The following is a 26,758-nucleotide window of genomic DNA, read 5'->3' on the forward strand; positions in this document are numbered from 1 at the left end:
GGCCGCATCGCGGGGCAAGCCCGCTCCCACAGGAACTCCATCAGCCTTGTGGGAGCGGCTTGACCCGCGACGGCTGCATAGCAGACCTTTTTTCAGCCTTTGCTGCCGGCCTCGAGCATCTGCTCCGGCCTTACCCATTCATCGAACTGCGCATCGGTCAGATACCCCAGTTCCAGCGCTGCCTCGCGCAGGGTGGTGCCTTCGGCGTAGGCCTTCTTGGCGATCTGCGCCGACTTGTCGTAACCGATATGCGGGTTGAGCGCCGTCACCAGCATCAGCCCGCGCTCCAGGTGCTCGGCCATCTGCTGCGGGTCCGGCTCGATGCCCGCCACGCAGTGCTGCTGGAAGTTGCGGCAGCCATCGGCCAGCAGTTCGATCGACTGCAGCAGGTTGTGGATGATCACCGGCTTGAACACGTTGAGCTGCAGGTGGCCCTGGCTGGCGGCAAAGCCGATGGTGGTGTCGTTGCCCAGCACCTGGCAGGCCAGCATCGACAGTGCCTCGCACTGGGTCGGGTTGACCTTGCCGGGCATGATCGAGCTGCCCGGCTCGTTGGCCGGCAGGCGCACCTCGGCCAGCCCCGCGCGCGGCCCGGAGCCGAGCAGGCGCAGGTCGTTGGCCAGCTTCATCAGGGCCACGGCCAGGGTTTTCAGCGCACCGGCCAGGGTGATCAGCGGCTCGTGCCCGGCCAGTGCTGCAAACTTGTTGGGCGCGGTGACGAACGGCAGCCCCGACAAGGCGGCAAGCTCGGCGGCGATCGCCTCGGCAAACCCGTGCGGCGCGTTCAGCCCGGTACCCACGGCGGTACCGCCCTGGGCCAGTTCGCACACCGCCGGCAGCGCCGCGCGGATGGCGCGCTGGGCGTAGTCCAGCTGGGCCACGTAGGCCGAGACCTCCTGGCCGAAGGTGATCGGGGTGGCGTCCATCATGTGGGTTCGCCCGGTCTTGACCAGTTGCATGTGGCGTGCGGCCAGTTCGGCCAACCCGCCCGACAGCTCGGCGATGGCCGGCAGCAGTTGCTGGTTGACCGCCTGTGCAGCGGCAATGTGCATGGCGGTCGGGAAACAGTCGTTGGAGCTCTGTGAGCGGTTGACGTGGTCGTTGGGGTGCACCGGCACCTTGCCGCCGCGGCCTTTGCCGGCCAGCTCGTTGGCGCGCCCGGCCAGCACTTCGTTGGCGTTCATGTTGCTCTGGGTACCGCTGCCGGTCTGCCACACCACCAGCGGGAACTGGTCGTCATGCTCGCCGGCCAACACCTCGTCGGCGGCCTGTTCGATCAGGCGGGCGATGTCGGCCGGCAGGTCGCCGTTGCGGTCATTGACCCGCGCTGCGGCTTTCTTGATCAGCACCAGCGCGTGCAGTACCGCCAGCGGCATGCGTTCCTTGCCGATGGCAAAGTTGATCAGCGAGCGCTGGGTCTGGGCACCCCAGTAGGCCTCGTCAGGAACTTCAACCGGGCCCAGGCTGTCAGTTTCGATACGGCTCATGCGGTACGCACTCCTTCAATGGCTTGTTTGCGCAGTTTAGGCCCTGATTCGGCATGGCGGTTCCATTGCCTGTCGTCCCTCTTGAGCAGGCTGCCCCAGTCGGCGCAGAATGCTCTACTCTGGGTACGCCCTCTTTTTATTTTAAGGAATTTCGATGACCCGTCTTCGCGCCCTCTGCACGGCTGTCGCGCTGGTCTGCGCCAGCGGCCAGGCACTCGCCGATACCGCCAGCCACAACGCCAGCGCTGAAAAATTCCTGGTGATGGCGCACGCCGACAAACTGGGTACCCCGGTCTACATGCAGGTGCAGCAGATGTTTGCCCAGCGCTTCGAGCAGACCAAGGCGCCGGCGTCCAAAAAGGCCGTGCTTGAAACCTACCAGGCCAAGGCCAACGCCGCCCTGGACCAGGCCATCGGCTGGAACAAGCTCAAGCCGGACATGATCAAGCTGTACACCAGCACCTTCAGCGAATCCGAGCTCAAGGACCTGGTCGCCTTCTACCAGTCGCCACTGGGCAAGAAAGTCCTGGAAAAGATGCCTGCCGTTACACAGCAGTCGGCCCAGCTGACCCAGCAGAAGCTTGAAAGCGCCGTGCCGGTGGTCAACAAGCTGTTGGCCGACATGACCAACGAGCTGGACCCGTCCGCCGGCAAGGCGGCCGCACCGGCCAAGAAACCTTAAGCGGAGCCCAGCATGTCGATGCAGCAGAAGATCGAACAGAGCCTGGCGGCGCTCGCCCCGCAACACCTCGAGGTGCTGGACGAGAGCCACATGCACAGCCGGGGCCAGCAGACCCACTACAAGGCCGTGCTGGTCAGCGAACAGTTCGATGGCTTGAACAGCGTCAAGCGCCACCAGAAGGTCTACGCCACCCTGGGTGACCTGATGGGGCAGTTCCATGCCCTGGCGTTGCATACCTACACCCCGCAGGAATGGCAGAAAGTCGGCAGCGCGCCGGCTTCGCCCACCTGCGCCGGAGGCAGCAAACACTGAAATCCCTTTCAGGTTTTTGCTAGAATCCGCAACGCGCCGCCTGTCGGCGCGTTTTTTATTGTCGACCCGGTCCGCCCTTTGCGAGGGTGACCACCTGGAGAATCAAGGCATGACCCAAGCTATCGTCGTGGCGGCGCTGTACAAGTTCGTCACCCTGAAAGATTACGTCGAGCTGCGCGAGCCGCTGCTCGAGACCATGGAGCGCAACGGGGTCAAGGGCACCCTGCTGCTGGCCGAAGAGGGTATCAACGGCACCGTGTCGGGTACCCGCGAAGGCATCGATGGCCTGCTGGCCTGGCTGCGCAGCGATGCGCGCCTGGTGGACATCGATCACAAGGAATCGTACTGCGACGAACAGCCGTTCTACCGCACCAAGGTCAAGCTCAAGAAAGAGATCGTGACCCTCGGCGTGCCGGGCGTGGACCCGAACCGGACGGTCGGTACCTATGTCGAGCCCAAGGACTGGAACGAGCTGATCAGCGACCCCGAAGTGCTGCTGATCGACACCCGCAACGACTATGAAGTGGCGATTGGTACCTTCGAGGGCGCCATCGACCCCAAGACCACCACCTTTCGCGAGTTTCCCGAGTACATCAAGGCCAACTTCGACCCTGCCCGGCACAAGAAGGTGGCGATGTTCTGCACCGGTGGCATCCGCTGCGAAAAAGCCTCCAGCTATATGCTCGGCGAGGGTTTCGAAGCGGTCTATCATCTTAAGGGTGGCATCCTGAAGTACCTCGAGGAGGTTCCCCAGGAAGAAACGCGCTGGCAGGGCGACTGCTTTGTCTTCGACAACCGCGTGACCGTGCGTCACGACCTCAGCGAAGGCGACTACGACCAGTGCCACGCCTGTCGTACCCCGATCAGCGTGGAAGAACGGGCCTCCGAGCATTATTCGCCAGGCATCAGCTGCCCGCATTGCTGGGACAGCCTGAGCGAGAAGACCCGGCGCAGCGCCATCGATCGGCAGAAGCAGATCGAGTTGGCCAAGGCCCGCAACATGCCGCACCCGATCGGCCACAACTATCGCAAAGCCGAGGTGTGATGGATGACCGCTCGCCTGCTGTATGTAATGGACCCGATGTGCTCCTGGTGCTGGGGTTTCGCACCCGTGGCCGAGGCCCTGATACGGCAGGCGCGCGAGGCCGGCGTGGACACCCACCTGGTGCCCGGCGGCCTGCGCTCGGGCAGCAGTGCGCTGGATGCCTCCACCCGGCGCTACATTCTTGAACACTGGCAGGCGGTCAACCAGGCCACTGGCCAGCCGTTCCAGCTCGAGGGCGCGATGCCCGAAGGCTTTGTCTACGACACCGAACCTGCCTGCCGCGCGCTGGTGGCTGCACGCAGCCTCGACCCGCAGCGGGCCTGGACGCTGCTGGGGATGATCCAGCAGGCGTTCTACCAGCGCAGCGAAGACGTGACCCTGCCGGTCAAGCTGGTGGAGCTGGCCGAGCAGGCCGGTTTCGACCGCGCCGCCTTCGCCGAGGCCTTCAGCAGCGGCGACACCCGCAGCGCCACCGCCGCCGACTTCACCTGGGTGCAGGACCTGGGCATCGCGGGCTTCCCGACCCTGCTCGCCGAGCGCAATGGCCAACTGGCCCTGCTGACCAACGGCTACCAGGCCCTGGGGGCGCTGCAGCCGCTGCTGGGGCGCTGGCTGGAGCATGCGGTCAATGCTTGACCTGCCTGGCTCCCCCGACCCGGTGCCCGGGCCGACGCCGGCACCTGTCGATCGCTTGAGCTGGGCCGAGATCCGGCGCCTGGCGCAACACCACAAGAAAGCCCTGTGGACTGCCAACGGCGTGGCCGTGCTGGCGGCCCTGTGCAGTGTGCCGATTCCGCTGCTGCTGCCGTTGCTGGTCGACGAAGTGCTGCTGGGGCACGGCGATGCGGCGCTCAAGTGGATGAACAACCTGCTGCCCGCCAGCTGGCAGGTGGCGGCCGGCTACATCGGCCTGATGCTGGTCTTCACCCTGACGCTGCGCTGTGCGGCACTGGCTTTCAACGTGGTGCAGGCCAAGCTGTTCGCCGGGCTGGCCAAGGACATCGTCTACCGGCTGCGCATCCGCCTGATCGAGCGGCTCAAGCGCATCTCGCTGAGCGAGTACGAGAGCCTGGGCAGCGGTACGGTGACCACGCACCTGGTCACCGATCTGGACACCGTGGACAAGTTCGTCGGTGAAACCCTCAGCCGCTTTCTGGTGGCCATGCTCACGCTGGCCGGCACCTCGGCGATCCTGTTGTGGATGCACTGGCAGCTGGCGCTGTTGATCCTGCTGTTCAACCCGCTGGTGATCTTTGCCACGGTGCAGTTGGGCAAGCGGGTCAAGCACCTGAAGAAACTCGAGAACGACAGCACCTCGCGCTTCACCCAGGCACTGACCGAAACCCTGGATGCGATCCAGGAAATCCGTGCCGGCAACCGCCAGGGCTACTTTCTCGGGCGCTTGGGCATGCGTGCCCAGGAGGTGCGCAACTATGCGGTGTCCTCGCAATGGAAGAGCGATGCCAGCAGCCGCGCCAGTGGCTTGCTGTTCCAGTTCGGCATCGACATCTTTCGCGCAGCGGCCATGCTCACGGTGCTGTTTTCCGACCTCAGCATCGGCCAGATGCTGGCGGTGTTCAGCTACCTGTGGTTCATGATCGGCCCGGTGGAGCAGTTGCTCAACCTGCAGTACGCCTACTACGCGGCAGGTGGTGCGCTGAGCCGGATCAACGAGCTGCTGGCGCGCAGCGACGAGCCGCAGTATCCCGGCGGCATCGACCCTTTCGCGGGGCAGACCACCGTGGGCATCGAGGTGCGCGGGCTGCGTTTCGGCTATGGCGAGGAGCCGGTGCTGGACCAGTTGAACCTGTCCATCGCACCCGGCGAGAAGGTGGCCATCGTCGGCGCCAGCGGCGGCGGCAAGAGCACCCTGGTGCAGCTGTTGCTGGGCCTGTACAGCGCCCAGGCCGGCAGCATCCGCTTCGGCGGTTCGACCTTGCAGGAGATCGGCCTGGAAACCCTGCGCGAGCATGTGGCGGTGGTGTTGCAGCACCCGTCGCTGTTCAACGACACCGTGCGCGCCAACCTGACCATGGGCCGCGAGAGTACCGATGAGGCCTGCTGGCAGGCGCTGCGCATTGCCCAGCTCGACGCCACCATCGCCGCGCTGCCACAGGGCCTGGACAGTGTGGTGGGACGTTCGGGCGTGCGTCTGTCCGGCGGGCAGCGCCAGCGTCTGGCGATAGCGCGCATGGTGCTGGCCGAGCCCAAGGTCGTCATTCTCGATGAGGCTACCTCGGCGCTGGACGCGGCCACCGAGTACAACCTGCACCAGGCGCTGAGCCGCTTCCTCAGTGCCCGTACCACCCTGATCATCGCTCACCGCCTGTCGGCAGTGAAGCAGGCCGACCGCGTGCTGGTGTTCGACGGCGGGCATGTCGCCGAGGATGGCGGTCACCAGCAGCTGATCGCCGAGGGCGGGTTGTACGCCAAGCTCTATGGGCATTTGCAACAGAGCTGAGGGCCTTCTACTGTACAACTGTTGTACAGGTGAAAAAGGGCCTGATGGCAGGTGGCAAATGGCCTAGGCTGTGTCTGTGCAGGATGAGACTCATCGGGCTGCGCATTGCTGCAAGGGACCTCATGAAGCAGAAACGGACTCTCGAAGCGCCCAGGTTGTTGGGCATCATCTGGCCTTTTGTGGCGGTCGTACTGTTCCAGGCCTTGCTGGGGGGCATCAGCCTCTATGCCTTGTCGGCCGTGCGCGGTTATGTGGCGGGCGAGAGCCTGTGGTCCAAGGGGCAGAAGGACGCCATCTACTTCCTGAGCCTGTATACCGACAGCCGCGACGAGGCGGCCTACCAGAAGTACCGGCAGGCCATCGCCATCCCCCAGGGTGGGCACCAGCTGCGCACCGCGCTGGACGCCAAGCCCCTGGACCTGGCCGCTGCGCGCCAGGGCATCCTCAGGGGCGGCAACCACCCGGATGACATCGACAGCGTCATCTGGCTCTACCTGAATTTCCGTCATGTCAGCTACATGGAACGCGCCATCGAACGCTGGTCGGTGGGGGACGACTACCTGCAGCAGCTGGATGCGCTGGCCAACCGGATCCACCAAGGTATCGTCACCGGGAATGTCACTGCGCAGCGGGTTGCAGCCTGGAAGGGTGAGATCGCCGCGATCAACGACGCGGTAACCCCCGCTGCCATGGCGTTCAGCGATGCACTGGGCGAAGGATCGCGCATGCTGTTGCGCCTGCTGCTGGTGGTCAACCTGGCTACGGCACTGTTTCTGATTGCGCTGGCCTGCCTGCGTACGCACAAGCTGCTGGCGCAGCGGCAGGCCTTTGCCAGCGCCCTGCAGGTGGAGAAGGATCGGGCGCAGATCACCTTGCAGTCGATTGGCGATGGGGTGATCACCACCGATGTCGAGGGCTGTATCGCCTACATGAACCCTGCCGCCGAGCAGTTGACCCACTGGAGCGCCGGACAGGCCCAGGGCCTGCCGCTGGCGGCGCTGTTCAGCCTGCTGGACGACAACGCCGAAAAAGACAGCCTGTCCCTTACCGAGCGCATTCTGAGCGGTACCCTCAAGGGCGGCAGCGAGCACGCCAAGCTGATCCAGCGGCTGGACGGCAGCACGGTGTCGGTGGCCCTGGTGGGCTCGCCGATCATCAGTGACGGTCAGGTCAGCGGCATCGTGCTGGTGCTGCACGACATGACCCAGGAGCGCCAGTACATCGCCAACCTGTCGTGGCAGGCCACCCATGATGCCCTCACCGGGCTGGCCAACCGGCGCGAATTCGAATACCGGCTGGAGCTGGCACTGGGCGACCTGGGCCGCCAGGCGGCGCGCCACACCCTGCTGTTTCTGGACCTGGATCAGTTCAAGCTGGTCAACGACACCTGTGGCCATGCGGCGGGCGACGAATTGCTGCGTCACATTTGCGCGGTGCTGCAGGCGGGCGTTCGCGAGGGCGATACCCTGGCGCGCCTGGGCGGCGACGAGTTCGGTATCCTGCTGGAGAACTGCCTGCCCGAGCAGGCCGAGCGCATTGCCGAGAACCTGCGCCAGACCGTGCAGAGCCTGCACTTCGTGTGGAAGGGGCGCCCGTTCATGACCACCGTGAGCGTGGGCCTGGTCCACCTGCAACTGGCACCCCATACGCTGGAGGCCTCGCTGCGTGCGGCCGACATGGCGTGCTACATGGCCAAGGAGAAGGGGCGCAACCGGGTGCAGGTGTACCACCCAGACGACACCGAGCTGTCCATGCGCTTTGGCGAGATGGCCTGGATCCAACGCCTGCACATCGCCCTGGAGGAAGACCGCTTCTGCCTGTATGCCCAGGAAATCGCGCCACTGGCGGCCGGTGAGTCGGATGCCGGTCATCTGGAAATACTGCTGCGCCTGCATGATGAGAGCGGGCGCATCATCCTGCCCGACAGCTTCATCCCGGCCGCCGAACGCTATGGGCTAATGATGGCCCTGGATCGCTGGGTGGTGAACAGAGTGTTCAAGGTGATTCGCCAGGCGCTGGACGAGGGGCGAAAGGGGCCATTGGCAATGTGCGCCATCAACCTGTCGGGCAGCAGTATCGGCGATGACAAGTTTCTGGATTATCTGCAGCGTCAGTTCGTCGAGTACGCCATACCGCCTGAAATGATCTGTTTCGAGATCACCGAAACCAGTGCGATTGCCAACCTGGGCAGCGCCATTCGTTTCATCAACGAATTGAAAGGGCTGGGTTGCCACTTTTCTCTGGACGACTTCTGCGCCGGCATGTCGTCGTTTGCCTACCTCAAACACTTGCCCGTGGACTTCCTGAAAATCGACGGGAGTTTCGTCAAGGACATGCTTGACGATCCTATTAACCGGGCTATGGTCGAAGTGATCAACCATATTGGCCACGTCATGGGCAAGCGCACCATTGCCGAGTTTGTCGAGACGCCCCTGATCGAACAGGCGCTGCATGAAATTGGTGTCGATTACGCCCAGGGCTACCTGATCGAGCGGCCGCAGGTGTTCACCTGTGAAAGCTTGCAACGCCGGCGTATCCGCTCTCGGCCCTTGCTGTTCAAGACGCCGGGGACGTTTCGCTGAACGTTCACTTCAAATCACAAGGATGTAGGGATATGACAGTGATTGATGCATTTGAGCGAGTGGGTCCATTGATGGACGCGCAAAGTTATCCACTCTGGGCTCAGAAACTGATCGAGGATTGCAGTGCGAGCAAGCAGCGGGTGGTAGAGCATGAAATCTATCACCGCCTGCGCGACGGCAAGCTGAGCCAGCGCACCCTGCGCCAGTATCTGATCGGCGGCTGGCCGGTAGTCGAACAGTTTTCGGTATACATGGCGCAGAACCTTGCCAAGACCAGTTTTGCCCGCCACCCGGGGGAAGACATGGCGCGTCGCTGGCTGATGCGCAATATCCGTGTCGAGCTCAACCATGCCGACTACTGGGTGCACTGGGCCCAGGCGCACGGGGTCAGCCTGGACGATCTGAACGAGCAGAACGTGCCGGCCGAGTTGCAGGCGCTGAGTGACTGGTGCTGGCATACCTGTGCAGCCGATTCGCTGATCGTGGCCATGGCCGCGACCAACTATGCGATCGAAGGCGCGGTGGGGGAGTGGTCGGCGCTGGTGTGTTCGACGGATACCTACGCCAACGGCTTTCCCGAAAGCGGGCGCAAGCGCGCCATGAAGTGGCTGAGGATGCACGCGCAGTATGACGACGAGCACCCTTGGGAGGCGTTGGAGATCATCTGCACGCTGGCGGGCAACAACCCACCACAGGCGCTGCAGACCCAGCTGCGTCGTGCGATCTGCAAGAGCTACGACTACATGTACCTGTTTCTGGAGCGCTGTCTGCAGTTGGAGCAGTCCCCACAGGCCGAGCCGGGCTCCACTGCCCGGTCACGCTCGGCCCTGGTCGGCGCCTGAGGCCTACTGCGCGTTGAGCGCCTGGCCGTTGATGCCCTTGCTGTCCGGGCCCATCAGGTAGAGGTAGACCGGCATGATCTGCTCGGGCAGCGGGTTGTTCTCCGGTGCCTCGGCAGGGTAGGCCTGGGCGCGCATGCTGGTGCGTGTGGCGCCCGGGTTGACGCTGTTGGCGCGCACGGGGGCAACGTTCTCCAGCTCGTCGGCGAGGGTCTGCATCAGGCCTTCGGTGGCGAATTTCGATACGCCATAGGCACCCCAGTAGGCCCGGCCCTTGCGACCGACGCTGCTGGAGGTGAACACCACCGAGGCATCCTCAGACAGCTTGAGCAGCGGCAGCAGGGTGCTGGTGAGCATGAACATGGCGTTGACGTTGATGTGCATGACGCGCATGAAGTTCTCGCCCGACAACTGCTCCAGCGGGGTACGCGGGCCGATGATGGAGGCGTTGTGCAGCAGCCCGTCGAGACGACCGAATTCGTTTTCCACCATCACTGCCAGCTCATCGTACTGATGGGGCAGGGCGGTTTCGAGGTTGAAGGGCACAACCACCGGTGCCGGATGGCCGGCTGCGGTGATCTGGTCGTACACCTCGTTGAGGTTGGCTTCGGTCTTGCCCAGCAGCAGTACCGTGGCGCCATGGGCGGCGTAGGCCTTGGCAGCAGCGGCGCCGATGCCGCGACCGGCGCCGGTGACCAGGATGACCCGACCGTTTAGCAGGCCGGGGCGGGCGGTGTAGTCGAACATGGGATTCCCTCGAGATCGTGGTGAGGCATTCGCCGGCACGGCCGGCTCCTACAAATCGATGCGGTGTTGCAGGAGTCGGCCGTGCCGGCGAAGCTTTTGGCGGGTGTCGGCGATCAGCAGCCGCACAGGGCGCTGTCGAGCACCTTGCGCAGGTCCAGCGGATGATCGACCACCACGTCCGCGCCCCAGTTGTTGGGGTTGTCCTCTGGATGAATATAGCCGTAGCGCACCGCTGCGGTGCGGGTGCCGGCGTCGCGGCCCGACTCGATGTCGCGCAGGTCGTCACCCACGAACAGCACGCTGGCCGGGTCCAGGTTCAGGGTCTTGCAGGCCAGGATCAGCGGCTCGGGGTCGGGCTTGCTGTTCTTCACGTGATCCGGGCAGATCAGCAGCGACGAACGCTCGGCCAGGCCCAGCTGCTGCATGATCGGCTCTGCGAAGCGTACCGGCTTGTTGGTGACCACGCCCCACAGCAGGTTGCCTTTTTCGATGTCGGCCAGCAGCTCGGCCATGCCGTCGAACAGCTTGCTGTGCACCGCGCAATCCTTCTGGTAGCGCTCGAGGAATTCCAGGCGCAGCGCCTCGAACTCGGGGGCTTCGGGGTTCATCGCGAACGCGGCGGCGACCATGGCTCGGGCGCCACCGGAAATCACCTCGCGAATCCGTTCGTCGTCGATTGCCGGAAGGCTGCGGTCGGCCAGCATGGCCTGGCAGATGGCGATGAAATCCGGCGCCGTGTCGAGCAGGGTGCCGTCCATGTCGAAAAGTACTGCTCGCAAACGCATGCTCATTCCTCGCGCAGGGTCTGGATCATGTAGTTGACGTCGACGTCGCTGGCCAGTTTGTAGTGCTTGGTCAGCGGGTTGTAGGTCAGGCCGATGATGTCCTTGACGCTCAGGCCCGCTTCGCGGCTCCAGGCGCCCAGTTCGGACGGTCGGATGAATTTCTTGAAGTCATGGGTGCCGCGCGGCAGCAGCTTCATGATGTATTCCGCACCGATGATGGCGAACAGGTAGGCCTTGGGGTTGCGGTTGATGGTGGAGAAGAATACCTGGCCACCGGGCTTGACCATGCGGTAGCAGGCGCGGATCACCGAGGAGGGGTCGGGTACGTGCTCGAGCATCTCCAGGCAGGTGACCACGTCGAACTGCTCGGGCATTTCCTCGGCCAGGGCTTCGGCGGTGATCTGCCGGTATTCCACCTCGACGCCGGACTCCAGCTGGTGCAGGCGGGCGACGGCCAGCGGCGCTTCACCCATGTCGATGCCGGTGACGGTGGCACCCCGCAGGGCCATGGCCTCGCTGAGAATGCCGCCGCCGCAACCGACGTCGAGCACTTTCTTGCCGGCCAGCTTGACACGCTCGTCGACCCAGTTGACCCGCAGTGGATTGATGTCGTGCAGTGGCTTGAATTCGCTCTCGCGGTCCCACCAGCGGTGGGCCAGGGCTTCGAATTTGGCGATTTCGGCGTGGTCGACGTTGCTCATGGAACGGTCCTCAGAAACTTTGATAATTCGCTACAGGTCGGCAGCCGTGGCTGCCGACGGGTTATTCGTGCTGGCCGCCGATGCGCTGGCCCCAGTCACAGGCGCTGGCATGCAGGGCCTGTTCGTCGAGCCGGGTGAGGCGGCGCTCATCGAGCAGTTGCCGGCCGGCCACCCAGACATGTCTTGCGCAGTCCCGCCCGCTGGCATACACCAGTTGCGAGACCGGGTCGTAGATCGGCTGCTGGGCCAGGCCCGACAGGTCGAATGCCACCAGGTCGGCAGCCTTGCCCAGCTCCAGCGAGCCGGTTACGGCCTCCAGGCCCAGGGTGCGGGCGCCGTTGAGGGTTGCCATGCGCAAGGCGCGATGGGCATCCAGGGCGCTGGCCGAACCTGACACGGCCTTGGCCAGCAGGGCCGCTGTACGGGTTTCGCCCAGCAGGTCGAGGTCGTTGTTGCTGGCGGCGCCATCGGTGCCTATGGCTACGTTGACGCCAGCCTGCCACAGGCGTTCCACCGGGCAGAAGCCGCTGGCCAGCTTGAGGTTGGATTCGGGGCAGTGCACCACGCTGGTGTTGCTTTCTACCAGCAGGGCCAGGTCGTCGTCGCTGACCTGGGTCATGTGCACGGCCTGCAGGCGCGGGCCCAACAGGCCGATGCGTGCCAGGCGCGCCAATGGCCGCTCGCCGCACTGGTCGATGGACTGCTGCACCTCGAAGGCGGTCTCGTGCAGGTGCATGTGCACCGGCGCGTCCAGCTCTTCGGCGATCACCCGGACCTTTTCCAGGTTGGCGTCGCTGACCGTGTACGGTGCGTGCGGGCCCAGGGCCACGGTGATGCGCGGATGGTGGCGCAGGTCGCCGAACAGCTCCACGCCCAGGTGCAGGCCTTCGTCGAAGGTGCGGGCGCCGGGAATCGGGAAGTCCAGCAACGGCACTGCGATCTGCGCGCGCATGCCGCTGTCGTGCACGCATTCGCTGGCGATCTTGGGGAAGAAGTACATGTCCGAGAAGCAGGTGATGCCACCCTTGAGCTGTTCGGCAATGGCCAGGTTGGTGCCGTCACGCACGAAGGCTTCATCGACCCAGCGGGCTTCGGCGGGCCAGATGTGCTCCTGCAGCCAGGTCATCAGCGGCAAGTCGTCGGCCAGGCCGCGAAACAGCGTCATCGCGGCGTGGCCGTGGGCGTTGATCAGGCCGGGGGCGAGCAGGCAGCCGGGCAGCTCGCGCACCTCGGTGGCCTGCAGGCGCAGGGCGTCTTCGCGCGGGCCGATGAAGACGATCAGGCCGTCGCGGATACCGATGCCGTGGCCCTTGAGAACCACCCCGGCCGGTTCGACGGGCACCAGCCACGAGGGCAGGAGCAACAGGTCGAGGGGAGGGGCAGGCTTGGGCATGTGCGAAAATCCCGGTATCGCGGAAGGTGGGGGCGAAGTATACCCGAGCGTCCGCGGCTGGGGCTCGTTATAATCGTGCGCTTTTGATGTCCGAATGACGGGGTGAGGCATGCGCGATCGACTGTTGGCTGCGGAGAAGGTGACGGCCATCGATTGGCGGGATGGTGCCCTGTATCTGCTCGACCAGCGTGCGCTGCCGTTCGAGCAGCGCTGGCTGGCGTATAACGACGCCGTCGGGGTGGCCGAGGCCATCCGCACCATGGTGGTGCGCGGCGCCCCGGCCATCGGCATCAGTGCGGCCTATGGCCTGGTGCTGGCGCTGCGCCAGCGCCTGGCGGATGGCGATGACTGGGAAATGGCTCTGGAAGAGGACTTCGAGCTGCTGGGCGAAGCCCGTCCCACCGCCGTCAACCTGTTCTGGGCACTGAACCGCATGCGCGAGCGGCTGTTGCGGATCAAGGCCGGGGATGACGTGCTGGCGATCATGCTGGCCGAAGCCGAGGCCATTCACGAGAGCGACCGTGAAGCCAACCTGACCATGGCCCAGCTGGGCGCCGAGCTGATTCGCAGGCATCAGGGCAGCGAGCAGGCCATCCTCACCCACTGCAATGCCGGCGCGCTGGCCACGGGCGGGTTCGGCACTGCGCTGGGGGTGATTCGCGCCGCGTACCTGGAAGGCATGGTGGAGCGGGTGTACGTGGCCGAGACCCGGCCCTGGCTGCAAGGGTCGCGGCTGACCGCCTGGGAGCTTGCCGGTGAAGGGGTGCCGGTGACCATCGGCGTCGATTCCGCCGCCGCGCACCTGATGAAGACCAAGGGCATCACCTGGGTGATCGTCGGCGCCGACCGCATCACTGCCAATGGCGACGTGGTCAGCAAGATCGGCACCTACCAGCTGGCGGTCAATGCCATGCACCATGGGGTTCGCTTCATGGTGGTGGCGCCCAGTTCGAGCATCGACCTCAACCTGGCCAGTGGCGAGGAGGTGATGCTCGAGGAGCGGGATGTCAGCGAGCTGCTGGAGGTGGGCGGCGAACGGGTCGGGGCCGGGGTAGAGGCCTTCAATCCGGTGTTCGATGTGACGCCGGCAGACCTGATCGACGTGATCGTGACCGAAAAGGGCATTGTCGAGCGTCCGGACGCGGCCAAGATGGCGCAGTTGATGTGCCGCAAGCGGTTGCATTGAAGTCCGCGCCGCGCCCTTTGCCGGCAAGCCGGCCTCAGATCGGGCGGCGGTTTGCCATACTCCCAAGCCTATCGGGACTGTGGTAACATCCGACGGTTTCCAAGACCGCCTCCCGAGGCGGTCTTTACTGCGCAGATCCATGGCATAACTCGTTGATTTGTCGTAAGTCGCTGCCGGTCATCTGCTTGCAGCGGCGAGCTTCGTTCGTCCCATATGGATGTGACGAGGTTTCACCAGAAAAAGGAATCAGGCTTCTCATGGGCGAACTGGCCAAAGAAATCCTACCGGTCAATATCGAAGACGAACTGAGACAGTCCTACCTCGACTACGCGATGAGCGTCATTGTCGGGCGTGCACTGCCCGATGCGCGTGATGGCTTGAAGCCCGTGCATCGCCGCGTTCTGTTTGCGATGAGTGAACTGGGTAACGACTGGAACAAACCGTACAAGAAATCCGCCCGTGTGGTCGGTGACGTGATCGGTAAGTATCACCCCCACGGTGATACCGCGGTCTACGACACCATCGTCCGTATGGCCCAGCCGTTCTCGCTGCGCTACCTGCTGGTGGACGGCCAGGGCAACTTCGGTTCGGTGGACGGCGACAATGCCGCGGCCATGCGATACACCGAAGTGCGCATGACCAAGCTGGCGCACGAGCTGCTGGCAGACCTGCACAAGGAAACCGTCGACTGGGTGCCCAACTACGACGGCACCGAGCAGATTCCGGCGGTCATGCCGACCAAGATCCCGAACCTGCTGGTCAACGGCTCCAGCGGTATCGCCGTGGGCATGGCGACCAACATTCCGCCGCACAACCTCGGTGAAGTCATCGACGGTTGCCTGGCGCTGATCGACAACGCCGACATCACGGTCGATGAGCTGATGCAGTTCATCCCGGGGCCGGACTTCCCGACTGCCGCGATCATCAACGGTCGCCAGGGCATCATCGAGGCCTACCGTACCGGTCGCGGGCGCATCTACATGCGTGCCCGCTCGACGGTCGAGGACATCGACAAGGTCGGTGGCCGCCAGCAGATCGTGATCACCGAGCTGCCGTACCAGCTGAACAAGGCGCGGTTGATCGAGAAGATCGCCGAGCTGGTCAAGGAAAAGAAACTCGAGGGCATCACCGAGCTGCGCGACGAGTCCGACAAGGACGGCATGCGCATCGTCATCGAGCTGCGCCGTGGCGAAGTGCCGGAGGTGATCCTCAACAACCTCTATGCCCAGACCCAGCTGCAGGCCGTGTTCGGCATCAACATCGTGGCGCTGATCGACGGCCGTCCGCGGGTGCTGAACCTCAAGGACCTGCTCGAGGCGTTCGTGCGTCACCGCCGCGAGGTGGTCACCCGCCGTACCGTGTTCGAGCTGCGCAAGGCCCGTGAACGCGGTCATATCCTCGAGGGCCAGGCGGTCGCACTGTCCAACATCGACCCGGTCATCGCCCTGATCAAGGCTTCGCCGACGCCGTCCGAGGCCAAGGAAGCGCTGATCGGCACGCCGTGGGAGTCCAGTGCCGTGCAGGTGATGGTCGAGCGCGCCGGCGCCGATTCCTGCCGCCCGGAAACCCTCGACGAGCAGTACGGCCTGCGTGATGGCAAGTACTACCTTTCGCCCGAACAGGCCCAGGCCATCCTGGACCTGCGCCTGCACCGCCTGACCGGCCTGGAGCACGAGAAGCTGCTGGCCGAGTACCAGGAGATTCTCAAGCAGATCGGCGAGCTGATTCGCATCCTGAACAACGCCGAGCGCTTGATGGAAGTGATCCGCGAAGAGCTGGAGCTGATCCGCGCCGAGTATGGCGACGTGCGCCGCACCGAGATTCTCGATGCACGCCTGGACCTGACCCTGGGTGACATGATCCCGGAAGAAGACCGCGTGGTGACCATCTCCCACGGCGGCTACGCCAAGACCCAGCCGCTGGCGGCCTACCAGGCCCAGCGCCGTGGCGGCAAGGGCAAGTCGGCCACCGGCGTCAAGGACGAGGACTACATCTCGCACCTGCTGGTCGCCAACAGCCACACCACGCTGCTGCTGTTCTCCAGCAAGGGCAAGGTGTACTGGCTCAAGACCTACGAAATCCCCGAGGCGTCGCGTGCCGCACGTGGCCGTCCGCTGGTGAACCTGCTGCCGCTGGGCGAGGGCGAGGTCATCACCACCATGCTGCCGGTGGAGGAATACACCGAAGGTCACTTCATCTTCATGGCCACCGCCAACGGCACCGTGAAGAAGACCCCGCTGGAGCAGTTCAGTCGTCAGCGCAGTGTCGGCCTGATCGCGCTGGAGCTGGACGAAGGCGACATCCTGATTTCCGCCTCCATCACCGATGGTGAGCGCGAGGTCATGCTGTTCTCCGATGCCGGCAAGGTCACCCGCTTCAAGGAGTCCGACGTGCGTGCCATGGGGCGTACCGCCCGCGGTGTGCGCGGCATGCGCCTGGCCGAGGGGCAGAAGCTGATTTCGATGATCATCCCCGAAGAAGGCAGCCAGATCCTCACCGCTTCCGAGCGTGGTTTCGGCAAGCGTACCGCCATCGCCGAGTTCCCCGAGTACAAGCGTGGTGGCCAGGGCGTCATCGCCATGGTCAGCAACGATCGCAACGGCCGTCTGGTGGGTGCGGTACAGGTGCAGGAAGGCGAGGAGATCATGCTGATTTCCGACCAGGGCACCCTGGTGCGTACCCGTGTCGGCGAAGTCTCCAGCCTGGGCCGCAATACCCAGGGCGTGACGCTCATCAAGCTGGCCAGCGACGAGACCCTGGTGGGTCTGGAGCGGGTGCAGGAGCCGTCCGACGAGGAAGACGACGAAGACTTCGTGGCGGATGCCGAGGCTGACGTGGACGCCGGCGAAGGTTCGTCACTGGACGCTGCAGCTGACGAAGAGACGCCGCAGGAATAAATTGTAGTAGCGCAACCTATGGGAGCGGCTGTGGGGGCGGGCAGGCCCGCCACTGCGGTGTCTGCTCCCACAGACATCAAGAGCAGAGCGAGAGTGGATGTGAGCAAACGAGCCTTTAACTTCTGCGCAGGCCCTGCTGCGCTTCCTGAAGCTGTGCTGCAGCGTGCCCAGGCAGAAATGCTGAACTGGCGCGGCAAAGGCCTGTCGGTCATGGAGATGAGCCACCGTAGCGACGACTACGTGGCCATTGCCGAGAAGGCCGAGCAGGACCTGCGCGACCTGATGTCCATCCCCTCCAACTACAAGGTGCTGTTCCTGCAGGGCGGCGCCAGCCAGCAGTTTGCCGAGATCCCGTTGAACCTGCTGCCCGAGGGCGGTACGGCCGACTACATCGAGACCGGCATCTGGTCGAAAAAGGCGATCGAGGAAGCGCGTCGCTATGGCAACATCAATGTCGCCGCCAGCGCCAAGCCTTACGATTACCTGGCCATCCCGGGTCAGAACGAGTGGAACCTGACCAAGGACGCCGCCTACCTGCATTACGCCTCGAACGAGACCATCGGAGGTCTGGAGTTCGACTGGGTGCCGCAGACCGGTGACGTGCCGCTGGTGGTGGACATGTCCTCGGACATCCTCTCGCGTCCGGTCGACGTGTCGCAGTTCGGTCTGATCTACGCCGGTGCGCAGAAGAACATCGGCCCCAGCGGCCTGGTGGTGGTGATCGTGCGTGAAGACCTGCTGGGCCGTGCCCGCAGCAGCTGCCCGACCATGCTCGACTACAAGGTCGCGGCCGACAACGGCTCGATGTACAACACCCCGGCAACCTATTCCTGGTACCTCTCGGGCCTGGTGTTCGAGTGGCTCAAGGAGCAGGGCGGTGTCGCTGCCATGGAGCAGCGCAACCGCGCCAAGAAGGACCGCCTGTACTGCTTCATCGACAAGAGCGACTTCTATACCAACCCGATCAGCAGCAATGCCCGTTCCTGGATGAACGTGCCGTTCCGCCTGGCCGACGAGCGCCTGGACAAGGCGTTCCTGGCGGGCGCCGACGAGCGTGGCCTGCTCAACCTCAAGGGTCACCGTTCGGTGGGCGGCATGCGTGCCTCGATCTACAACGCCCTGGGCCTGGATGCCGTGGAGGCACTGGTGGCCTACATGGGTGAATTCGAGAAGGAACACGCCTGATGTCCGAACAGGAACTCAAGGCCCTGCGCGTGCGCATCGACAGCCTCGACGAGAAGATCCTCGAGTTGATCAGCGACCGTGCGCGCTGCGCCCAGGAAGTCGCCCGGGTCAAGACCGCGACCCTGGCAGAAGGCGAGGTGCCGGTGTTCTACCGGCCCGAGCGCGAGGCGCAGGTGCTCAAGCGCGTGATGGAGCGCAACAAGGGCCCGCTGGGCAACGAGGAAATGGCCCGGCTGTTCCGTGAAATCATGTCGTCGTGCCTGGCGCTGGAACAACCGCTCAAGGTCGCCTATCTGGGGCCTGAGGGCACCTTTACCCAGGCCGCGGCCATGAAGCACTTCGGCCATGCCGTGATCAGCAAGCCGATGGCGGCCATCGACGAGGTATTCCGCGAAGTGGTCGCCGGCGCGGTCAATTTCGGCGTGGTGCCTGTGGAAAACTCCACCGAAGGTGCGGTCAACCACACCCTGGACAGCTTCCTCGAGCACGACATGGTGATCTGCGGCGAAGTCGAGCTGCGCATTCACCACCACCTGCTGGTTGGCGAGAATACCAAGACCGACAGCATCAGCCGTATCTACTCCCACGCCCAGTCGCTGGCCCAGTGCCGCAAGTGGCTGGATGCTCATTATCCGAACGTCGAGCGGGTGGCGGTATCGAGCAATGCCGAAGCTGCCAAGCGGGTCAAGGGTGAGTGGAATTCGGCGGCGATCGCCGGTGACATGGCGGCCGGGCTGTACGGTCTGACACGCCTTGCGGAGAAAATCGAAGACCGTCCGGACAATGCCACGCGCTTCCTGATGATCGGCAACCAGGAAGTGCCACCGACCGGTGATGACAAGACCTCGATCATCGTTTCGATGAGCAACAAGCCGGGTGCGTTGCACGAACTGCTGGTACCGTTCCACGAGAACGGCATCGACCTGACCCGCATCGAGACCCGTCCGTCGCGCAGCGGCAAGTGGACCTACGTGTTCTTCATCGACTTCGTCGGCCACCATCGTGACCCGTTGATCAAGGCGGTGCTGGAGCAGATCAGCCAGGAGGCGGTGGCCCTGAAGGTACTGGGCTCGTATCCGAAGGCGGTGCTCTGAGGTATGCCAATGCGTGATGTTCTGAACAGGGTCCTGCTCCGTGGTTGAAGTCGTAAAGCAAGGCGGGCCCGTCATTGGCCGGCTGGTGGTGGTGGGCCTGGGCCTGATTGGCGGCTCGTTCGCCAAGGGCCTGCGCGAAAGTGGCCTGTGCCGCGAGGTGGTCGGTGTCGACCTGGACCCGCAATCGCGCAAGCTGGCGGTCGAGCTGGGTGTGGTCGACCGTTGTGAAGAGGACCTGGCTGCGGCCTGTGTCGGGGCTGACGTGATCCAGTTGGCGGTGCCGATCCTGGCCATGGAAAAGCTCCTGGCGCGCCTGGCGCAGCTTGACCTGGGTGCGGCGGTGCTGACTGATGTGGGCAGCGCCAAGGGCAACGTGGTGCGTGCTGCGCACGAAGCCTTTGCCGAGAAGCTGCCGCGTTTCGTACCTGGCCATCCGATCGCGGGTTCCGAGCAGAGTGGGGTGGAGGCCTCCAATGCCGCCCTGTTCCGTCGTCACAAGGTGATTCTCACGCCGCTGGCAGAAACCGACCCGGCCGCCCTGGCTCTGGTCGATCGCCTGTGGCGTGCACTGGATGCCGATGTCGAGCACATGCAGGTGGAGCGCCACGACGAAGTGCTGGCGGCAACCAGTCATCTGCCGCATCTGCTGGCTTTCGGCCTGGTCGATTCGCTGGCCAAGCGCAATGAAAACCTCGATATCTTCCGTTACGCTGCCGGTGGGTTCCGCGATTTCACAAGAATCGCCGGAAGCGACCCGGTCATGTGGCATGACATCTTCCTCGCCAATCGCGAGGCTGTCCTGCGCACACTGGATACATTTCGCAGCGACCTCGACGCCTTGCGCGACGCGGTCGATGCAGGGGATGGGCACCAGCTGCTGGGCGTTTTCACCCGCGCCCGGGTTGCCCGCGAGCATTTCAGTAAAATCCTGGCCCGTCGGGCCTATGTGGACGCTATGAACTCCAACGACCTGATTTTCCTGGCACAACCTGGTGGCCGCCTGTCCGGCCGTATTCGCGTACCAGGCGACAAATCGATTTCCCACCGCTCGATCATGCTCGGCTCCCTGGCCGAAGGCACCACCGAGGTGGAAGGCTTCCTCGAGGGTGAGGATGCGCTGGCGACCCTGCAGGCGTTCCGCGACATGGGCGTGGTCATCGAAGGCCCGCACCATGGTCGCGTGACCATTCACGGGGTGGGGCTCAATGGCCTCAAGCCGCCGCCTGGCCCGATCTACCTGGGCAACTCGGGTACCTCGATGCGCCTGCTGTCCGGCCTGCTGGCCGCGCAGCCGTTCGACACCGTGCTGACCGGCGATGCTTCGCTGTCCAAGCGCCCGATGAACCGTGTGGCCAACCCGCTGCGCGAAATGGGTGCGGTCATCGAGACCGCCGCCGAGGGCCGCCCGCCGATGACCATCCGCGGTGGCCATACGCTCAAGGCGCTGGATTACAAACTGCCGATGGCCAGTGCCCAGGTCAAATCCTGCCTGTTGCTGGCCGGCCTGTATGCCCAGGGCAAGACTACCGTCACCGAGCCTGCGCCTACCCGTGACCATACCGAGCGCATGCTGCGCGGTTTTGGCTACAGCGTGAGCGTCGATGGCCCTACCGCCTCGCTGGAGTCCGGTGGCAAGCTGACCGCCACCCACATCGAGGTGCCGGCCGATATCTCCTCGGCGGCCTTCTTCCTGGTCGCGGCCTCGATTGCCGAGGGTTCGGAGTTGGTACTGGAGCACGTCGGCATCAACCCGACCCGCACCGGTGTCATCGACATTCTGCAACTGATGGGCGGCGATATCACCCTGGAAAACCAGCGTGAAGTCGGCGGCGAGCCGGTAGCCGACCTGCGAGTGCGCGGCGCCAGGCTCAAGGGTATCGAGATTCCGGAGCACCTGGTGCCCCTGGCGATCGACGAGTTCCCGGTGCTGTTCGTGGCTGCGGCCTGTGCCGAAGGGCGTACCGTGCTGCGCGGCGCCGAAGAGCTGCGGGTGAAGGAGTCGGATCGCATCCAGGTCATGGCCGACGGCCTGCTGGCGCTGGGCGTGAAGTGCGAACCTACCCCGGACGGCATCATCATCGACGGCGGCAGCATCGGTGGTGGCGAAGTGCATGGGCATGGCGACCACCGTATCTCCATGGCCTTCAGTGTCGCCTCGCTGCGCGCTTGCGCGCCGATTCGCATCCATGACTGTGCCAACGTTGCCACCTCGTTCCCCAACTTCCTCGCGCTGTGTGCCGAAGTCGGCATCCGCGTAGCTGAAGAGGGCAAGTCGTGAACGCGCTGGCACCGGTCATCACCATCGACGGGCCTAGCGGTTCTGGCAAGGGTACCGTTGCCGGCATGCTGGCCCGCGAGCTGGGCTGGAAGCTGCTGGATTCCGGGGCTCTGTACCGCCTCCTGGCATTCGCCGCCGGCAACCACGGTGTCGACCTGACCAATGAAGAACTGCTGGTCAAGCTGGCCGCCCATCTGGACGTGCAATTCATCGCCGCCGAGCCGGGCAAGTTGCAGCAGATCATCCTCGAGGGGGATGATGTGAGCAATGTGATCCGTACCGAAACCGTGGGCGCTGGCGCATCGATGGTGGCTTCGCTGCCGGCGGTGCGTGATGCGCTGCTGCAGCGCCAGCGGGCGTTTCAGGAGTCGCCCGGCCTGATCGCCGATGGGCGCGACATGGGGACGGTGGTGTTTCCAGAAGCGCCCTTGAAGATTTTCCTCACGGCCAGCGCCGAGGAGCGGGCGCGTCGTCGTTACTTGCAGTTGAAGGGCAAGGGCGATGATGTTAGTCTGTCGAGTCTGCTAGATGAGATACGTGCGCGTGATGAGCGCGACACCCAGCGCGCAGTGGCCCCGCTCAAGCCGGCGGCCGATGCAATCCAGCTGGATTCCACGGAATTGTCCATCGAACAGGTGTTGCAACGCATCAGAAGCGAGATCGCACTTCGCGATATCGCCTGATACAGGGCGGCATGCAGGGGCACCAGTCAACGTCCTGCAGGCCTTCCCTTTATATGAACGAAACCCACATTGTCTGGAATGTGGCTGATGGGCGTATGTCTCGCCCTAATCTACAGGAATTAAAATGAGCGAAAGCTTTGCAGAACTCTTTGAAGAAAGCCTGAAAACCCTCAACCTTCAACCAGGTGCGATCATCACCGGTATCGTTGTCGATATCGACGGTGACTGGGTTACTGTCCACGCCGGTCTGAAGTCCGAGGGCGTCATCCCGCTCGAGCAGTTCTACAACGAAGCTGGCGAGCTGACCATCAAGGTCGGTGACGAAGTTCACGTTGCGCTGGACGCGGTCGAAGACGGCTTTGGCGAAACCAAGCTGTCCCGTGAAAAAGCCAAGCGCGCCGAGTGCTGGATTGTTCTGGAAGCAGCTTTCGCCGCCGAAGAAGTGGTCAAGGGCGTTATCAACGGTAAGGTTAAAGGCGGCTTCACTGTCGACGTTAACGGTATCCGTGCGTTCCTGCCGGGCTCCCTGGTTGATGTCCGCCCAGTGCGCGACACCACCCACCTCGAAGGCAAAGAGCTGGAATTCAAGGTCATCAAGCTGGACCAGAAGCGCAACAACGTTGTCGTTTCCCGTCGCAGTGTCCTGGAAGCCGAAAACAGCGCCGAGCGCGAAGCTCTGCTGGAATCGCTGCAGGAAGGCCAGCAAGTCAAAGGTATCGTCAAGAACCTCACCGACTACGGCGCATTCGTTGACCTGGGCGGCGTTGATGGCCTGCTGCACATCACCGACATGGCCTGGAAGCGTATCAAGCACCCGTCGGAAATCGTCAACGTTGGCGACGAGATCGACGTCAAGGTACTGAAGTACGATCGTGAGCGTAACCGCGTTTCGCTGGGCCTGAAGCAACTGGGCGAAGACCCATGGGTTGCTATCAAGGCACGTTACCCAGAAAGCACCCGCGTCATGGCGCGCGTCACCAACCTGACCGACTACGGCTGCTTCGCAGAGCTGGAAGAAGGCGTGGAAGGCCTGGTACACGTTTCCGAAATGGACTGGACCAACAAGAACATCCACCCTTCGAAAGTCGTACAAGTCGGCGACGAAGTGGAAGTCATGGTTCTGGACATCGACGAAGAGCGTCGTCGTATCTCCCTGGGCATCAAGCAGTGCAAGTCGAACCCATGGGAAGACTTCTCTGGCCAGTTCAACAAGGGCGACAAGATCTCCGGCACCATCAAGTCGATCACCGATTTCGGTATCTTCATTGGTCTGGACGGCGGCATCGACGGTCTGGTTCACCTGTCCGACATCTCCTGGAACGAAGTGGGCGAAGAAGCCGTACGTCGCTTCAAGAAGGGCGACGAGCTGGACACCGTCATCCTGTCGGTTGACCCAGAGCGCGAGCGTATCTCCCTGGGTATCAAGCAGCTGGAAGACGATCCGTTCTCCAACTACGTTGCTGTCAACGACAAAGGCGCTATCGTAAAAGGTATCGTTAAAGAAGTTGACGCCAAGGGCGCTATCATCACCCTGGCCGACGATATCGAAGCCACTCTGAAAGCTTCCGAAATCAGCCGTGACCGCGTTGAAGACGCGCGTAACGTCCTGAAGGAAGGCGAAGAAGTTGAAGCCAAGATCATCAGCGTTGACCGCAAGAGCCGCGTAATCAACCTCTCCATCAAGTCGAAAGACGATGCTGAAGAGAAAGAAGCAATCCAGAGCCTGAAAGCCGCTCCGGAAGCTGCCGCCGATACCACCATGGCTGCACTGCTGCGCGAAGCAATGGCCAAACAGAACTGAGTTCTGCTTGATCATTAAAAAGGGCGACTTCGGTCGCCCTTTTTTGTGCCTGCGATTCATGTCTGTTTGCGGATGAGTCTGCAGGGGGTCCCATGCCTTCCTGTGTTCCGCCAGGGCGGATTCGTCCACGTCAGGGCGAAGCAAATGCGCCAATCCCTTGCCCCGCCTCGCCTGCGGGCAGCGGCACTCACTTGTCACCCTTGTGTGCAAATCTTGAAAATTTTATTAAGTCAAGAACCACCCTGTTCAAATCAGCTAGGGCGTGCTACAAACAGAGTAAGCAATGATCTAGCTGCTTGATAAAGAAGGGAAAAATATGACGAAGTCGGAGCTGATCGAACGTATTGTCACCCATCAAGGGCTGCTTTCATCGAAGGATGTGGAGCTGGCCATCAAGACCATGCTTGAGCAGATGTCCCAGTGCCTGGCTACAGGGGATCGAATCGAGATCCGCGGCTTTGGCAGCTTCTCGCTGCATTACCGGGCGCCGCGCCTGGGTCGTAACCCGAAGACGGGGCAGTCGGTGAGTCTGGACGGCAAGTTCGTGCCGCATTTCAAGCCCGGTAAAGAGTTGCGTGATCGGGTCAACGATGAGGAGGAGGGCGCATGATGGCCGCTGAGCAAGGAGCAAGTCATGCGTAACCTCAAGCGTGTAGTGCTGGCGCTGGTGGTGCTGGCCGTTGCGGCGGTGGTGCTGCTGTTTGTGCTGGAGAACCAGCAGTCGGTGGCATTGGTGCTGTTTGGGTGGGCTGCGCCGGCGTTGCCGTTGTCGGTTGTGGTGCTGGTAGCCCTGGTGGGTGGGTTGCTGGTTGGGCCGGTGATGGGGGCATGTATCGGCCTGCGTGCCAAGCGACGGGCGTATCGATTACTACGCCAAGAAGGGTAGGCGCTTTGCGCCAGTTCAAGGCTGAATGGTCGATTGCCTGGTGTCTGGTTGCTAACATTCCATCTGGTAGCGAGTTTTACAATCAACGAGTCGTAAATGGTATTCATTATCTTTTGTGTAGGCGTGATATTAAGATAATATTGTCGGAGTTCATCTGCTTCGTTCTTTTGTTGCTTTAAGTGGTTTCGGTTTTTTCAGCACCTTTTTCTGCTTTTTTGACGACTATAGGTGCATTTTTCCAGGGTTTTTTAAAAACGTCTTTTCTCCAGAGGGTAGCAGGTATCTTTTTTTTTTTTACATTCTCAAGTAAATTCCCCCAGCTTCTCCACCTCATGCTTCACGCCTTGCACGGGCAATCTTTCCTCAGCAGTTCTCGCTGAGAGGTAATTCCTCAAGGAAACAAGAGATTTAAATGTCTACCCATCGCGAACACGTGATCGAAAATAATGAAATTGACCTGGTTCAGCTGATCAGGGGTATATGGCGACAGAAGTTGCTTATTACTGTAATAACGATGGCTGTCACTGCGACTGCGATCGTTTATGCGCTGACCGCAACGCCTGTATTTCAGGCCAAGATATTCGTACAGCCACCCACGCAAAAAGATATCGCTCATCTTAATTATGGGCGTGGTGGCGAAACCGAGTTGGAAAGGCTATCGGTACAGAATATTTACGATATTTTTCTGCGCCATCTTCTTTCTGAGTCATTACGTCGGCACTTTTTTCAGAACATATATCTACCTACCCTTCCCAAGGAACAGCGGCAAGGATCTCAGGACGCACTGTACGCTGGGTTTAATCAGTTGTTCAGTGTGGCGCCTACTGGAAAGGATACCCCTGGACGATTTGCTATTTCTGCGAACTTGCCTGATCCGGAGCTTGCTGCCGGTTGGGTTACTCAGTATGCAAATATGGCGGGTGAATTGGCTCGCCAAGAGGTTTTGGGAAATGTGAGGGGTGAGGCTACGGTAAAGTCGAATGATCTTCAGTTGCAAATTGTTAGTGCACAAAAAAGTGCGCGAGAGCAGCGTGAAGATGAAATCGTCAGGCTGACTGAAGCGCTTGCTGTCGCGAAGTCCATTGGTCTGGACCGGCCGCCGATTATCACGATCAATCGTGTCGAAGAAGTTTCCGCTGACATGGAGGGGCCGCTTACCTACATGCGTGGCAGCAAAGCGCTTGAAGCGGAGATTAGAAACCTACAGCAGCGTGTGTCTGATGATCCGTTCATCCAAGATATTCGCAAGCAGCAAGCGGCCTTGAATTTCTATCGTGAGTTGCGTATCGATCCTGAAGTGGTTGCGACCTTCAGGCAGGACGGTATTGTGGAACTGCCGGATCGGCCTATCAAGCCCAAAAAATTCCTGATTGCATTGCTGGGATTGTTCGCTGGTGCTGGGCTTGCCTGCTTTGTGGCCACGGTTCGTTACTTCATGGGGCTGCAAGCACGTGAGTAAAGCTGAACCCTTCAAATCTATGACCTGATTGCGCCGTTCTTGTGAAGAAATCGTACCGCTCCCGCCCGATTTCTAGTCGGTTAATTGTAGGCTTATGCGTCGTTGCGGTTGTTTTTCTGGAAAGGTTTCCCGCTACAAGGATAAACTTAGCCGGTCTTTCCGCTTTCTGTATGCAGGCTGGCTTCCGTTGGTCGCTGGAAGCTTGGCTGGCTGATCAAAAATCGATCAATTACCTTCGGTTGGTGCGCGTTGCGA

General features: G+C 62.5%; 23 protein-coding genes. 17 read left to right on the plus strand and 6 right to left on the minus strand.

All coding sequences use genetic code 11. The annotated features are described in order from the left end of the window. Positions 1-92 precede the first annotated feature (92 nt). On the minus strand, positions 93-1,487 hold the full coding sequence (locus QMX96_RS14370) for a class II fumarate hydratase (RefSeq protein WP_282361952.1): 1,395 nt from the start codon (positions 1,485-1,487) through the stop codon (positions 93-95). A 154-nt stretch (positions 1,488-1,641) separates the two neighbouring features. Between QMX96_RS14370 and QMX96_RS14375 the strand changes: the two genes are divergently transcribed. The 7 genes from QMX96_RS14375 to QMX96_RS14405 all read left to right on the plus strand — a co-directional run bounded on the left by QMX96_RS14375 (position 1,642) and on the right by QMX96_RS14405 (position 9,411). Continuing rightward, positions 1,642-2,169: a DUF2059 domain-containing protein gene (locus QMX96_RS14375; protein WP_043862665.1), complete on the plus strand. Its 528-nt coding sequence runs from the start codon at positions 1,642-1,644 to the stop codon at positions 2,167-2,169. 12 nt (positions 2,170-2,181) lie between these two features. Then, complete coding sequence (locus tag QMX96_RS14380; protein WP_043862666.1) at positions 2,182-2,481, plus strand: BolA family protein; 300 nt, start codon at positions 2,182-2,184, stop codon at positions 2,479-2,481. 109 nt (positions 2,482-2,590) lie between these two features. Next, positions 2,591-3,526 (plus strand): rhodanese-related sulfurtransferase, encoded by a 936-nt coding sequence (locus tag QMX96_RS14385; protein ID WP_282361953.1) that lies wholly within the window; start codon positions 2,591-2,593, stop codon positions 3,524-3,526. 3 nt (positions 3,527-3,529) lie between these two features. Further along, positions 3,530-4,162, plus strand: coding sequence for a DsbA family protein (locus QMX96_RS14390; protein WP_043862668.1), 633 nt, complete (start codon positions 3,530-3,532; stop codon positions 4,160-4,162). Then, positions 4,155-5,987 (plus strand): ABC transporter ATP-binding protein, encoded by a 1,833-nt coding sequence (locus QMX96_RS14395; RefSeq protein ID WP_043862669.1) that lies wholly within the window; start codon positions 4,155-4,157, stop codon positions 5,985-5,987. Before QMX96_RS14390 ends, QMX96_RS14395 begins: the two co-directional genes overlap by 8 nt. Before the next feature lie 122 nt (positions 5,988-6,109). Next, a complete protein-coding gene (locus tag QMX96_RS14400; RefSeq protein WP_088514045.1) occupies positions 6,110-8,569 on the plus strand; it encodes an EAL domain-containing protein in 2,460 nt (819 codons plus the stop codon). A gap of 38 nt (positions 8,570-8,607) precedes the next feature. Continuing rightward, positions 8,608-9,411, plus strand: coding sequence for an iron-containing redox enzyme family protein (locus tag QMX96_RS14405; protein WP_282361954.1), 804 nt, complete (start codon positions 8,608-8,610; stop codon positions 9,409-9,411). 3 nt (positions 9,412-9,414) lie between these two features. Here QMX96_RS14405 and QMX96_RS14410 read toward each other — a convergent pair whose 3' ends face one another. The 4 genes from QMX96_RS14410 to QMX96_RS14425 form a co-directional block, all read right to left on the minus strand. Continuing rightward, a complete protein-coding gene (locus QMX96_RS14410) occupies positions 9,415-10,155 on the minus strand; it encodes a YciK family oxidoreductase (RefSeq protein ID WP_088514046.1) in 741 nt (246 codons plus the stop codon). Between the two features lie 113 nt (positions 10,156-10,268). Next, positions 10,269-10,940 carry an N-acetylmuramic acid 6-phosphate phosphatase MupP gene (gene mupP, locus QMX96_RS14415; protein ID WP_123752758.1) on the minus strand — a complete coding sequence of 224 codons (672 nt, stop codon included), beginning with the start codon at positions 10,938-10,940 and terminating at the stop codon, positions 10,269-10,271. A gap of 2 nt (positions 10,941-10,942) precedes the next feature. Continuing rightward, entirely contained in the window at positions 10,943-11,641 is a 699-nt protein-coding gene (gene ubiG / locus QMX96_RS14420; protein WP_043862673.1) for a bifunctional 2-polyprenyl-6-hydroxyphenol methylase/3-demethylubiquinol 3-O-methyltransferase UbiG, read from the minus strand. A 61-nt stretch (positions 11,642-11,702) separates the two neighbouring features. Continuing rightward, on the minus strand, positions 11,703-13,034 hold the full coding sequence (locus tag QMX96_RS14425) for a TRZ/ATZ family hydrolase (RefSeq protein WP_282361955.1): 1,332 nt from the start codon (positions 13,032-13,034) through the stop codon (positions 11,703-11,705). 109 nt (positions 13,035-13,143) lie between these two features. Here QMX96_RS14425 and mtnA point away from each other — a divergent pair, with 109 nt between their 5' ends. The 9 genes from mtnA (at position 13,144) to QMX96_RS14470 (ending at position 25,044) form a co-directional block, all read left to right on the plus strand. Next, positions 13,144-14,220 carry an S-methyl-5-thioribose-1-phosphate isomerase gene (mtnA, locus tag QMX96_RS14430; protein WP_043862675.1) on the plus strand — a complete coding sequence of 359 codons (1,077 nt, stop codon included), beginning with the start codon at positions 13,144-13,146 and terminating at the stop codon, positions 14,218-14,220. 257 nt (positions 14,221-14,477) lie between these two features. Continuing rightward, positions 14,478-17,117 carry a DNA gyrase subunit A gene (gene gyrA, locus QMX96_RS14435; RefSeq protein ID WP_043862676.1) on the plus strand — a complete coding sequence of 880 codons (2,640 nt, stop codon included), beginning with the start codon at positions 14,478-14,480 and terminating at the stop codon, positions 17,115-17,117. Between the two features lie 99 nt (positions 17,118-17,216). After that, on the plus strand, positions 17,217-18,302 hold the full coding sequence (gene serC, locus QMX96_RS14440; RefSeq protein WP_282361956.1) for a 3-phosphoserine/phosphohydroxythreonine transaminase: 1,086 nt from the start codon (positions 17,217-17,219) through the stop codon (positions 18,300-18,302). After that, complete coding sequence (gene pheA, locus QMX96_RS14445) at positions 18,302-19,396, plus strand: prephenate dehydratase (RefSeq protein WP_043862677.1); 1,095 nt, start codon at positions 18,302-18,304, stop codon at positions 19,394-19,396. The genes serC and pheA overlap by 1 nt, the downstream gene beginning before the upstream one ends. 40 nt (positions 19,397-19,436) lie before the next feature. Next, the gene (locus QMX96_RS14450; RefSeq protein ID WP_282361957.1) at positions 19,437-21,674 is read left to right on the plus strand and encodes a bifunctional prephenate dehydrogenase/3-phosphoshikimate 1-carboxyvinyltransferase; all 2,238 of its coding nucleotides are present in this window, start codon (positions 19,437-19,439) and stop codon (positions 21,672-21,674) included. Further along, positions 21,671-22,357 (plus strand): (d)CMP kinase, encoded by a 687-nt coding sequence (cmk, locus tag QMX96_RS14455; protein ID WP_282361958.1) that lies wholly within the window; start codon positions 21,671-21,673, stop codon positions 22,355-22,357. The genes QMX96_RS14450 and cmk overlap by 4 nt, the downstream gene beginning before the upstream one ends. Positions 22,358-22,481: 124 nt before the next feature. Beyond that, positions 22,482-24,158, plus strand: a complete 1,677-nt coding sequence (rpsA, locus tag QMX96_RS14460; protein ID WP_043862680.1) for a 30S ribosomal protein S1 — start codon at positions 22,482-22,484, stop codon at positions 24,156-24,158. Positions 24,159-24,474: 316 nt separating this feature from the next. Further along, complete coding sequence (gene ihfB / locus QMX96_RS14465; protein WP_043862681.1) at positions 24,475-24,768, plus strand: integration host factor subunit beta; 294 nt, start codon at positions 24,475-24,477, stop codon at positions 24,766-24,768. A gap of 24 nt (positions 24,769-24,792) precedes the next feature. Further along, positions 24,793-25,044 (plus strand): lipopolysaccharide assembly protein LapA domain-containing protein, encoded by a 252-nt coding sequence (locus tag QMX96_RS14470; protein ID WP_282361959.1) that lies wholly within the window; start codon positions 24,793-24,795, stop codon positions 25,042-25,044. Between the two features lie 175 nt (positions 25,045-25,219). Here QMX96_RS14470 and QMX96_RS14475 read toward each other — a convergent pair whose 3' ends face one another. Beyond that, the gene (locus tag QMX96_RS14475; protein WP_282361960.1) at positions 25,220-25,378 is read right to left on the minus strand and encodes a hypothetical protein; all 159 of its coding nucleotides are present in this window, start codon (positions 25,376-25,378) and stop codon (positions 25,220-25,222) included. A 78-nt stretch (positions 25,379-25,456) separates the two neighbouring features. Here QMX96_RS14475 and QMX96_RS14480 point away from each other — a divergent pair, with 78 nt between their 5' ends. Further along, the gene (locus QMX96_RS14480; protein ID WP_282361961.1) at positions 25,457-26,503 is read left to right on the plus strand and encodes a Wzz/FepE/Etk N-terminal domain-containing protein; all 1,047 of its coding nucleotides are present in this window, start codon (positions 25,457-25,459) and stop codon (positions 26,501-26,503) included. Positions 26,504-26,758: the final 255 nt, after the last annotated feature.

Source organism: Pseudomonas sp. PS01300, from assembly GCF_029960155.1.
In the GTDB taxonomy this organism is placed as follows: Bacteria; Pseudomonadota; Gammaproteobacteria; order Pseudomonadales; family Pseudomonadaceae; genus Aquipseudomonas; species Aquipseudomonas palmensis.

Coding starts and splice junctions, on each gene's coding strand:
- QMX96_RS14370 (WP_282361952.1), bottom strand. CDS start 1,487: ATGAGCCGTATCGAAACTGACAGCCTGGGCCCGGTTGAAGTTCCTGAC.
- QMX96_RS14375 (WP_043862665.1), top strand. CDS start 1,642: ATGACCCGTCTTCGCGCCCTCTGCACGGCTGTCGCGCTGGTCTGCGCC.
- QMX96_RS14380 (WP_043862666.1), top strand. CDS start 2,182: ATGTCGATGCAGCAGAAGATCGAACAGAGCCTGGCGGCGCTCGCCCCG.
- QMX96_RS14385 (WP_282361953.1), top strand. CDS start 2,591: ATGACCCAAGCTATCGTCGTGGCGGCGCTGTACAAGTTCGTCACCCTG.
- QMX96_RS14390 (WP_043862668.1), top strand. CDS start 3,530: ATGACCGCTCGCCTGCTGTATGTAATGGACCCGATGTGCTCCTGGTGC.
- QMX96_RS14395 (WP_043862669.1), top strand. CDS start 4,155: ATGCTTGACCTGCCTGGCTCCCCCGACCCGGTGCCCGGGCCGACGCCG.
- QMX96_RS14400 (WP_088514045.1), top strand. CDS start 6,110: ATGAAGCAGAAACGGACTCTCGAAGCGCCCAGGTTGTTGGGCATCATC.
- QMX96_RS14410 (WP_088514046.1), bottom strand. CDS start 10,155: ATGTTCGACTACACCGCCCGCCCCGGCCTGCTAAACGGTCGGGTCATC.
- mupP (WP_123752758.1), bottom strand. CDS start 10,940: ATGCGTTTGCGAGCAGTACTTTTCGACATGGACGGCACCCTGCTCGAC.
- ubiG (WP_043862673.1), bottom strand. CDS start 11,641: ATGAGCAACGTCGACCACGCCGAAATCGCCAAATTCGAAGCCCTGGCC.
- QMX96_RS14425 (WP_282361955.1), bottom strand. CDS start 13,034: ATGCCCAAGCCTGCCCCTCCCCTCGACCTGTTGCTCCTGCCCTCGTGG.
- mtnA (WP_043862675.1), top strand. CDS start 13,144: ATGCGCGATCGACTGTTGGCTGCGGAGAAGGTGACGGCCATCGATTGG.
- gyrA (WP_043862676.1), top strand. CDS start 14,478: ATGGGCGAACTGGCCAAAGAAATCCTACCGGTCAATATCGAAGACGAA.
- pheA (WP_043862677.1), top strand. CDS start 18,302: ATGTCCGAACAGGAACTCAAGGCCCTGCGCGTGCGCATCGACAGCCTC.
- rpsA (WP_043862680.1), top strand. CDS start 22,482: ATGAGCGAAAGCTTTGCAGAACTCTTTGAAGAAAGCCTGAAAACCCTC.
- ihfB (WP_043862681.1), top strand. CDS start 24,475: ATGACGAAGTCGGAGCTGATCGAACGTATTGTCACCCATCAAGGGCTG.
- QMX96_RS14470 (WP_282361959.1), top strand. CDS start 24,793: ATGCGTAACCTCAAGCGTGTAGTGCTGGCGCTGGTGGTGCTGGCCGTT.
- QMX96_RS14475 (WP_282361960.1), bottom strand. CDS start 25,378: ATGAGGTGGAGAAGCTGGGGGAATTTACTTGAGAATGTAAAAAAAAAA.
- QMX96_RS14480 (WP_282361961.1), top strand. CDS start 25,457: ATGTCTACCCATCGCGAACACGTGATCGAAAATAATGAAATTGACCTG.